Annotated in this window: 10 protein-coding genes; 1 reads left to right on the forward strand and 9 read right to left on the reverse strand. The window is 40.7% G+C overall.

Annotated elements, in window-relative coordinates; genetic code table 11:
* Both A3KS_RS23625 and A3KS_RS0116520 read right to left on the reverse strand, forming a co-directional pair.
* A partial coding sequence (locus A3KS_RS23625; RefSeq protein WP_026395852.1) for a DDE-type integrase/transposase/recombinase occupies positions 1 to 533 on the reverse strand: 533 nt, incomplete at its 3' end.
* Between the two features lie 14 nt (positions 534 to 547).
* Complete coding sequence (locus A3KS_RS0116520; protein WP_026395843.1) at positions 548 to 835, reverse strand: transposase; 288 nt, start codon at positions 833 to 835, stop codon at positions 548 to 550.
* 116 nt (positions 836 to 951) lie between these two features.
* Between A3KS_RS0116520 and A3KS_RS0116525 the strand changes: the two genes are divergently transcribed.
* The gene (locus A3KS_RS0116525; protein ID WP_026395844.1) at positions 952 to 2538 is read left to right on the forward strand and encodes a recombinase family protein; all 1587 of its coding nucleotides are present in this window, start codon (positions 952 to 954) and stop codon (positions 2536 to 2538) included.
* Between the two features lie 357 nt (positions 2539 to 2895).
* On the opposite strand, the gene A3KS_RS0116535 is transcribed toward A3KS_RS0116525, so the two are convergent.
* From A3KS_RS0116535 to A3KS_RS0116565, 7 genes are all read right to left on the reverse strand, one after another.
* Positions 2896 to 5043, reverse strand: a complete 2148-nt coding sequence (locus tag A3KS_RS0116535) for a heavy metal translocating P-type ATPase (RefSeq protein WP_414150035.1) — start codon at positions 5041 to 5043, stop codon at positions 2896 to 2898.
* 370 nt (positions 5044 to 5413) lie between these two features.
* Positions 5414 to 6682, reverse strand: coding sequence for an IS1380 family transposase (locus tag A3KS_RS0116540; RefSeq protein ID WP_026395846.1), 1269 nt, complete (start codon positions 6680 to 6682; stop codon positions 5414 to 5416).
* Between the two features lie 283 nt (positions 6683 to 6965).
* On the reverse strand, positions 6966 to 7754 hold the full coding sequence (locus A3KS_RS0116545) for a hypothetical protein (protein ID WP_026395847.1): 789 nt from the start codon (positions 7752 to 7754) through the stop codon (positions 6966 to 6968).
* Positions 7741 to 8202 carry a hypothetical protein gene (locus tag A3KS_RS0116550; protein ID WP_026395848.1) on the reverse strand — a complete coding sequence of 154 codons (462 nt, stop codon included), beginning with the start codon at positions 8200 to 8202 and terminating at the stop codon, positions 7741 to 7743. Before A3KS_RS0116550 ends, A3KS_RS0116545 begins: the two co-directional genes overlap by 14 nt.
* A gap of 57 nt (positions 8203 to 8259) precedes the next feature.
* Positions 8260 to 9234: a BREX-1 system adenine-specific DNA-methyltransferase PglX gene (locus A3KS_RS0116555; RefSeq protein ID WP_026395849.1), complete on the reverse strand. Its 975-nt coding sequence runs from the start codon at positions 9232 to 9234 to the stop codon at positions 8260 to 8262.
* 15 nt (positions 9235 to 9249) lie between these two features.
* Positions 9250 to 9750, reverse strand: a complete 501-nt coding sequence (locus tag A3KS_RS0116560; protein ID WP_026395850.1) for a hypothetical protein — start codon at positions 9748 to 9750, stop codon at positions 9250 to 9252.
* A 127-nt stretch (positions 9751 to 9877) separates the two neighbouring features.
* Entirely contained in the window at positions 9878 to 10198 is a 321-nt protein-coding gene (locus A3KS_RS0116565; RefSeq protein WP_423219252.1) for an integrase core domain-containing protein, read from the reverse strand.
* Between the last annotated feature and the right edge of the window lie 21 nt (positions 10199 to 10219).

The raw sequence follows: 10219 nt of genomic DNA on the forward strand, positions 1-10219 counted from the left end.
CAGGCGTTCTGAAACGCTTCAACACAAAGGTCTGCCCGCATATTGTCATCCATCCTGAAGCCCCGGATACTGCCGTCATAACAATCAAAAATGGGTGCCAGATAAAGTTTTCCATCTTTACAGGGGATTTCCGTAATATCAGTAAGCCATTTTTGATTCGGCGCTTCCGCTGTGAAATCCTGTTTGATGAGGTTTTCAGACTTTTGCGCTTCGGCATCGGCTTTCGTGATCCCATTAGGTTTACGCTTCATGCGGATCATCAGATTATTTTCTTTGCAGATGCGGTAGATTGTCCTTAAACTCCCATGATAGTTCCGATTTAATCGAAGATAATCATAAATACGTCGAACACCATAATTGGCGTTTTCTTCGTCTTCCCGAATTAATTCATAGATTTGCGCCAAAAGATTTGCGTGCTTATCCGGTTTGCTTTTTGANCGCAGAAATTTATAGTAACCCGATTCGCTGACACCAAGCGTACGACAGAGCAGGGCAACCGGCCAACGGTCTCGACGGTCGGCAATATATGACATACGCTGCTGTTTCGCTATTTCTTTCGGCGCTTGACAAAAAAACCAAGCGCATCCTGAAGAATTTCAATTTCTTCTCTGGCTTCCCGAAGCTCTTTTTCGAGCTGTTTTAAACGATTGGGATCTGTTATTGGGATATTCCCTGGATTATCACAATAACCAACCTTTCCGGTTTTAGCTTTGCTGATCCACGTGTACAAGGTATCGAGCTTTATACCTAATCGCTCTGCTGCCGCTTTGTTGCCAATCTCATTTGCCAGTTTCAACGCTTCATAGCGTTCTTCGGCACTATATATTTTTTTCATTATTAGTCAGTCCTTTTTATTTCTATTTTACCTCATTTCCTTGCAATTTGGGACTGCACTTTTATGATAACACTCCAGGCAAGCTGAGAAAATGAAAGCGGCATGGAGGAAAAAGCATGAGCAGAACAAAGACAACTAAAAACGTTAAAACCATACCTGCTACACTAAGGCAGTTTTCTTCCACGCCAATTAATGAGCAAAGAAAACGCCGCACAGCTGGTTACGCTCGCGTATCCACCGACAGCGAAGAACAGTTCACAAGCTATGAGGCGCAGGTCGATTATTACACTAATTTTATTAAGAGTCGAGACGATTGGGAGTTCGTGAAGGTTTATACCGACGAAGGGATATCCGGTACCAACACCAAAAAGCGTGAAGGCTTTAGGCGCATGATCCAGGACGCCTTAAGCGGCAAGATCGACCTCATCGTTACCAAGTCAGTCAGCCGATTTGCAAGGAACACAGTAGACAGCCTCACCACCGTTCGCCAATTGAAAGAAAAAGGAATCGAGATCTATTTTGAGAAGGAAAATATCTGGACCTTAGATTCTAAAGGTGAACTTCTAATCACCATCATGTCATCCCTTGCACAGGAAGAAAGCCGCAGCATTTCAGAGAACGTCACATGGGGACAGCGCAAGAGATTTGCAGACGGGAAGGTTACGGTTCCCTTCGGGCACTTCCTCGGCTACGATCGGGGTGAAGATGGCAACCTTGTCTTGAACCCCAATGAAGCAGTTATAATCCAGAGGATCTTCAGCATGTTCCTACAGGGAATGACGCCTTACGGTATTGCCAAGCAGCTTACATCAGACGGCATTTTATCACCCGCGAAGAAAGATAAGTGGAACGCAGGCACCATCAAGCGCATCCTCACAAACGAAAAATATAAAGGAGATGCGCTTTTGCAGAAAAGTTACACTGTAGATTTTCTTACCAAAAAGAAAAAAGCCAACGAGGGAGAGATACCTCAATACTATGTTGAAAATAACCATGAAGCGATTATTGAGCCAGCGGTCTTCGACCTGGTCCAAAACGAGTTAGAAAAAAGAAACCCTGCAAACAATCGTCACAGCGGTGTTCATATATTCTCCGGCAAGATAAAATGCGGATCATGTGGAAGCTGGTACGGTTCAAAAGTATGGCACTCAAACAGCAAATACCGACGTACAGTCTGGCAATGCAACCGCAAGTTCAACGGACAGCAAAAATGCTCCACTCCCCACCTCGATGAAGATACTATAAAAGAACTCTTCGTGAAGGCTACTAATAAGCTCCTGGAAGATAAGGATGAAATCATAGCAAACTTCGAATCCATGAAGGATGTTCTTTTTGACACTGGTCCCTTAGAAACCAAACAGGTCGAGCTTCAAAATGAAATGGAGATTGTCACTGAGCTGATACAGCAATGCATAAACGAAAATGCCAATGTTGCCTTAGACCAAGGAGAATACCAAAGAAGATACGATGGCTTGGTACAGAGGTTTGACACTACCAAAGAAGATTTAGAAAAAATATCCGGGCAGATTAAGGAAAAAGTGATCAGTCGCCAAACAATGGCTGCTTTCCTCGCTGAACTTAAGAATCAAGATGAACTGCTCACAGATTTTGATCCACTCCTCTGGCACAGTTTAGTGGATTGTGTGACAGTCCTAGATAAAGAAAATGTTCAAATTACCTTTAAAAACGGAATCACTATTTAATACCGAAGTTCTGTGGCGACTGATCTAAGCGTCTAGCCAGTTCGGAGACACTGATATTCATTTGTTCACATAGCCGTCGTATCATGTCCGAGGTTTTCATAATAGTCCCTCCATGCCTCAATAGAAATATTGTAAACCATTTGGTTTCAAATAACAATTGAATGTTTACAAATTGAAAACCCGCAACTCAATAAAAAGAGCTGCGGGTAAAATTGTGTTAAGAATTACTATCCGATATTGTCCTTGAAATCAGGTCCAGATTAAAATGATGGAGTCCTGTTTTTTCTCGGAAATCCGTGGGTGTACGTATATCCTTGTACAGCACACCAGCCAGTGTTTTTTTGTTCCTGCTTCGTTTTATTTCGGGTCTAATCTCAAAAGCATTGCATTGATCGCAACAATAACGGTCGATAAGGACATGAGGACGGCGCCGAAGGCCGGACCCAAGGTAATGCCGATAGGAGCAAGGAGGCCAGCAGCAATTGGAATCGCGATAAAATTGTAGCCTGCTCCCCATACCAAGTTTTGTTTCATTTTACGTGTCGTCTTGTTTGCTAACTCGATAAAGGATTCAATATCCCCTGGATCAGACTGAGTAAGGATAATATCCGCAGAATCCAAAGCTACTTGCGTTCCAGCTCCGATTGCAATACCTACGTCTGCCAAGGCAAGGGAAGGTGCGTCATTGACCCCGTCTCCCACCATGATAACCGTCTTGTTTTGGTTTTTCATGGACTCGACCAGCTTGTACTTATCTTCCGGAGATTGATTGGCTTGGTATTGAATACCTAGAACTTCTGCAACTCCTTGTGCAGCTTCCTCGTTATCACCAGTAGCCATGAGTGGTTCAATTCCGTATTTTTTCAGCACCTCGATCAAGTTTCTGCTGGTTTCTTTCAGTTCATCTCCCAATGCGACAGCGCCGATTGCTTCATTATTTTCTACAAGGATACTTAAAGTAGCGCCTTTCGGAATATCCATACGCAATGCTTTTCCGTATGCCTTTTGGCTGATTAATTGATAGTGGTGGCCGTTCGCCTCCCCTTCTATTCCTGCTCCCGAAACGATTTCAATGGAGTCAAAGGAAACTGACTTAATGCCTTTCGCTTCAGCGTGGTTCACAATCGATTGGGCAATCGGGTGACTGGAGCCCGCCTCTATACCCGCCAACAAGCCTGTAATTTCTTCTTCAGAATATTTATCACTCAAAACAGTGACGTCCAACACTTTAAATTCACCAGTTGTTAAAGTACCTGTTTTATCCAATACCATAACATCCGCTTTAGTAGTTAATTCCAAAGCTTCTCTATTTTTAACCAGTAATCCTCGGCTTGCACCCAAACTAGTACTACGTGATACTACCAAGGGAATAGCAAGACCCAAAGCATGTGGGCAGGCAATAACTAACGTAGTCACAGTAAAGATAACGGCTGTAGGTAAATCTGCAATGATCATCCAGGCTACTAGAGCGATTAAAGCTACTACAACGGCAATGTAGAACAACCAGCTAGCTACTTTGTGAGCCACATTCTCTGCTCGAGATGGTTGGCTTTGTGCTTGGCTAATTAATGTTTGTACTTGTGAGATAAAGGACTTATCCCCTGTTTCTGTTACTTCTACATATAGGACACCACTACCATTTGTTGATCCACCAATGACTTGATCTTTAACATTCTTTTCGATTGGCTTAGATTCACCTGTTAAGAGGGCCTCGTTTACACGGGATTCTCCGCGAATAATGATACCATCAGCTGGAACATTTTCTCCTGCTTGAACACGGATAACATCTCCAACCTGAAGTTCAGACACAGGACGAGTTTCAATCGAATCATCTTCTAAAACAACATGAGCGTCTTTTGGCAATAATTCTGCTAGAGCTTTTTGCGCATCCCCTGCTTCACCCAATGCCTTCATTTCAATCCAGTGTCCTAATAACATGATTAAAAGTAACGTTGCAAACTCAAAGAAGAAGTCCATGACATGTTCTCCGGTCACATATCGAGCGGCCACTGCGTAAACACTATAGGCATAAGAAACCGTTATTCCCAAAGTAATCAAAGACATCATGCCTGGAGCTTTTGAATTAAACTCATCTTTCGCACCCATGTAGAATGGTTTTCCGCCATAAATGTATAGAATTGTTGCCAAGACAGCTGCTACAACGTCTGCATAAGGAAAGATGATTTGGAAAGGCCATTGAATATCCATCAAGGGAGTAATAAATAAGATTGCAATTCCCAATGGGAGTGATTTCAAGAAAATTTCCTTGAAACTACCATGATGGTGGTGGGCGTGCCCTCCCATTGCACCACGATCATGATCCATGTTGCTATGGTCCATCTTGCTATGGTCCATCTTGCTGTGGTCCATCTTGCCTTGATCCATATTGCTGTGATTCATCTTGCCGTGATCCATATTGCTGTGATCCATCTTACTGTGGTCCATCTTGCCGTGATCCATATTGCTGTGATCCATATTGCTGTGATCCATCTTACTGTGATCCATCTTACTGTGGTCCATATTTCCATCTTTAAGATTGTTATCTTTTTTATTCATTATTGGCCTCCTTGTAAAATCATACATTCCGTGAACATGAAAGACTGTTGAGCGCCTCTATACTTCAATGAGATAATTATAACCTAAATTCCACGTCGTTTTTCAAAGTGCATCTAAATTCGCTATTCCATATGTCTTACGAGGAATTCAAGTAGTTACTTGTGCATTTTAACATTTTTCAGCTCCTTTCTCAACTCAATTTCTCTCAATTTCTAATAGTATACCCATTTGTCACAGAAGAATCACAATTGTAAGTTCGATTAATAAACCACTTTTTCTATTATTTCAAGTGATTGTAAAGGTGTCCTGTTGTTTTTTACTAAAGGTAGCATAAGCATTTTTCATACACTTCCCGATAAGGATATTTTTCAGACATCTTCATAATCACAGATCTAGCCGTTTTGATAATCTTGGCAGCAAGAAACACATATTTCAAGCGAAATGTTTTTATCTGCTGTCTGTACTCAGAGACGTCAAGGTAATCAAATTTGAATAACAAAAACAAGTTGTATGAGAGCATCATCATTTGAAATACCGCTTCGTTAGCCCAGAATGATTTTAGCAAAAGGTGGCCCACCGCCATGTCGTATTTAGCTTCTTTGATATAATTTTCAGCATTGCCACGCTTTTCATAGGTGATAACCACGGCTTCTGACAGTAGTTTTGTATTTGTCACAAAGAAAAAATAGTCGTACTCAGAGCCTTCTAAAAGTGATAATTGCGCTCTCTTTTTTTCTGGTTTTAGTACGCGAGATACGACAAACCGTCTGCTTTTCTCCCACTTATTTGGCTTTATAAACAGTTCTGAAGTTTCTCTGCCTTCTGTACCTTTAACAAACTTTGCAGATGAATTTGATAGTTGAGATACAAGCGTCGTATAGGCTTTAGCTTTGATTAAGTATTTGCAACCAAGAGACTCGATTGTTTCAATGATTTCTTCATCGAAGTAACCACTATCCATTCGAAAAAAGATCTCCAATTCATCTGTCTTTAGGGTGGCTACAATTTCTTTAATCAGTTCAGCAGCACCATTTGCAGTGTAAGTATTTCCACTTCTAACAAACCCAGTGATATATGCTTTAAGTTCATCGCAAAATGCGAACTGGATATTGTAACATCTATTGCCGAGCTTTTTAGGATTGTATCCTTTGCTAGCGCCTTCTTGATGCCCTTCGACATTTACAACACTGCTATCAATATCAATCGTGATGGATGTCATTTTGCTTTTCAAAAGTAGTTTTTTGAACCCTTTGAAGTTGATTTCTCTGAACATTTGTGTTGTCTTAAAGTTGAATTTCCCCAAAAACCTTGATATTGTTTCAGGTTCTTTTACAGAGATATCAAATTCACGAACCAGGGGATCGCTTTTTAGGAGCTTCAACCGTTCGAGCTTATCTATTCCTATGAAATGACCGCAAAGCATGGTCTTAATATGATTCATTTTGATTTTGTTCACAGAGTCACTCTCAAAAACGAGATCTTTTTCAATCGTCTCAAAAATGGCATTGTTTTTTGCATTCTCTAGCAGAAGGAAAAGTCCTGCATTTGAGGTTAGATTCTTAGCACTGAAATCAATTTTATTAATCATTAGCCAGCTCCTTCGCAGTGTTTCTATTGTTATATTCTTACCCAATGAACAAGGCAAAAAACATATAAATAGTGTGTTTCTGTTGTTAATTTCTTTCACCCATTGGGTGAAAGACCGGGTTTAGCTTAATCATTATAAATACTTGCTTATAGGACTATTTGGTTTCATTACGCGTGGAATCTAGGTAATATAATAAAACACCTTATAACTGGCAATTCAGTAGTAAGGTGTTCCTCTTTTTTTTGGCATTGCACTATGTCTTTTTGTGAACCCATTATATTAATTATAATATAGGTTGTATAAATTGAATCAGTGTAGCTGTTGCAGCAGCAAATTCTACAGTGCCTTTTATAGTCTGAAGTCCTTTAATTGCTGTTTTGATAAAGCCCTTTCTTGGATTTGCTGACTTCGATTCTTCTTTAATTACTTCTAAACTACTAACGAGAGTTTCCTCATCTTCTATCGAAAGTCCTTTTGCATTTTCTTTAATATCTTCTATAAGCCCATTCAATTTTTCAACATCAATTGTATTGACAGTATTTGTTGCATTAATAGTAGAATTGTCATTTGCTATATTAACCTGCCCATTTTCAATTGCTATAGAATATGTAACTTTTTCATCAATTCCCATCTCGATCCCTATTTTAGTTAAGTATCTTTCTATATGGCGTATTAAGACCATTACCACCCGGTCATTAAAACCCTTGACTTTATCTTGAAAACTTCTTGAAGATGAATATCCCATTGCCACTCCATAATGAATTTGGATATTATTGTCTACTATATAGCAAATAATAGAGAAAACATTTCGTACTTCTTCTTCATCAAGATGGCCTAAGGAGAAGATTGCTCTTCCATATGATCCTGCAACCTCCTTGACTTCATTTTCTAAATCTTGCTCACATTCACCACAGCTTTGTATGTAACTAAAAATCAAATCATTGCTTTTTATAAAAGCAGTAAATTTTGATAGAACTGCGTTATAATCTTCAAAATCTGCCTGTAATAATCGATTAGAAATACTGTTAAAATCATATATAATTTTTCTTAATTCTGCTCTATTCAACTTCATAGTTTTTCACCCCACAAAACGGACAATAACATCCGGTTATTCTCAATATTGGTTTGACTCCTGCTTTCCGATTACAGCAAGGAAATATTGTAGTTTCTAAAGCTTCAATTCCAGATCGGATTGGATTCTCATGCTCATGATTTGGTCGTTTACCAGCTTTGAATGTTACAGGTCCTTTTTTAAATTCTTTTTCCATCTTTTTAAATTCATCGTATATCAAATCCATTGTTTTATTTTGAGCCATTGCTATGGCTAATTCGACTACTTCTTCTGTTAAGTAGTTATCACTAGTCAGTCCACAACTTGGACAATATATTTCTAACACTCTATCGTCTTCAATATCGTCGGGAGTTGATTTAAAAAAAGTTCCGCAATGGGAACATTTCAAAAGAATGTATCCATAGTCATCAGTCGGTATTGAGATCTTTATAGTAAATTCATTATCCATATATTCCTCCCCCACCTTAACTAAACTACTGCATACCCTTTTTGAGTTTGCATACCCCTAAGCGCAGCAAGTTTGAGGTTCATTAAATTGTATCAATCTCTGAATGATTCTCTCAATGCATTTAATTTCTTCAGGTTTAAGGGTTTTATATTCCTCACGGATTTGATCAAGCTGAGCTTGCACCGCTTCTTCCTGGTCGGCTTCATCAAGATAATACTTCCAGTTGGATTTTAACGTTTCATCCGGATGCCCCTCATACCATAGGCGCCCCAGTGAGTTCTCCACCATATAGCGGACAATCCAGTCCGGCGTGAATAACTGGGTTGCAGCAGGAATATTCTCTTTTGTAATTTTAATATTTTTTTTCAGGCCATCAAGAACTACCTGCTTCGGTTCGGTATTGTAATATTGATACAACCAACCAATAATCTGCACTGCATCGCGGAAGTCTTCTTCGGGGATGTCATTCACCAGCCGCCCGATCACGCTCTCAGGTTTCAGAATATTGTTTGGTAGCAGCATTTCGGTATAGGCTCCCATGCGCTCAAACATCTCGGGCAGTATTGAGTTTAGAGCGTTGCACTGCGTCAGTAGAAGATAGCGGTATAGTTCCTCGGAAGCGTTGGCATTGAGCAGTGTCGATACCTTTGTCTTATCCAGGCCCGGAAGATCAAGATGTAAGACATTCGTGAGGATTTCCGGATTGAAATTGCCACCAGCGTCCGAAAAAACTCGGATATGGGTCGGCAAATAGTCGTTCACTTCCATATAGCGCAAGGCGACAAAGCGGTTGAACCAGGTGTAGGCCACTTCCTCAATGGTTTGATTGTAACCAGATTGCTTTATTTCTTCGATAAATGCCTGGCGTTGCTGTTTTTCATCAGTTGACAGCACCCGTCCAGAAACAACGGTGGCATGTTCGTCACCGTATCCCGTTTCGCTGATGTCATATTGGAAGGCGCGCTGTTTGACTTGTTCGATTAATTCGTTCCGTGCCCAAATGGCATATTTCTGAATCGCATTCTTGTTCATCGTTCACTTCCTCGCTTAGTTAATCTGAATACTGTCGTTTGCCTCAAGCGTGTCGTACAGCTTTTTGCGAATACCCTCAAGATACTGTTCGACATCCTCGCGCGATGTCAGCCGCTTGACTGGGAATACATCGTATCTCCGTATTTGCGCTATTTTTTGGGGCTTCGGTGCTTTTTCACCGGCTTTAGGTGGTGTCGTACTTTCATGGAGCATCAGTTCAATCCGTTTACAAACCTGGTCTTTGTAGCTAAGCAACTGGGTAATCATTGCGTCGAGGATCGTGAGACTGGTTGCACTGGCTACTCGCTGCTGGTATTCAGCGAAGCGGTCATCGGATTTTACTACTTCATTATTAGCCCGACTTCCAACTCCTGCCAGCGTATGAACATCGCCACGACACTGGGTAATGATGGCGAGAACTTCTTCCTTCTTCTGGGCAAGAAGTGTCCCATAGGCAATCTTCACACCCTGCATCAATTCGGAAAGGTCTTTAATTCGGGCATAGGGTTTTGACATCTCAAGGATCGCAGCAATCGTTTTGGAATTGTCAATAATAGTTCAGTCAAAACGCGCAAGGAATTTTCCAAGCCCCTATAGAATAGCCAGCCCTCATCGTCGGTAACAATCATCAAAACTTCAAATGCTATGCAGCGAGCTGGTGATTGTNGATAAAAAGCCCCCGATAAACNAGCGGTGGATAGCCATTATTTGTACTGTAAATTCGTCGTCGATTGTAATAATGGATATAGCGGTAAACAATCGTTTTGACTTCAACCATGGGCATACTTTTGGTATTAATTTTATAGAGCTTCTCTTTTTTCAGCGTTGCGAAAAAACTTTCCATCCGGGCATTATCATAACAACGCCCGGTGCCACTCATACTCTGGATGGCATTTGCTTTTTTTAATACCTTTCGAAAGCGTTGGCTGGTAAACTGCGTGCCCCGATCGGAATGAAGGATCATTCCTTCGGCACCATCATCTCT

Origin of the sequence: Acetobacterium malicum subsp. dehalogenans DSM 11527, assembly GCF_000472665.1 — a bacterium.
Lineage (GTDB): Bacteria > Bacillota > Clostridia > Eubacteriales > Eubacteriaceae > Acetobacterium > Acetobacterium malicum.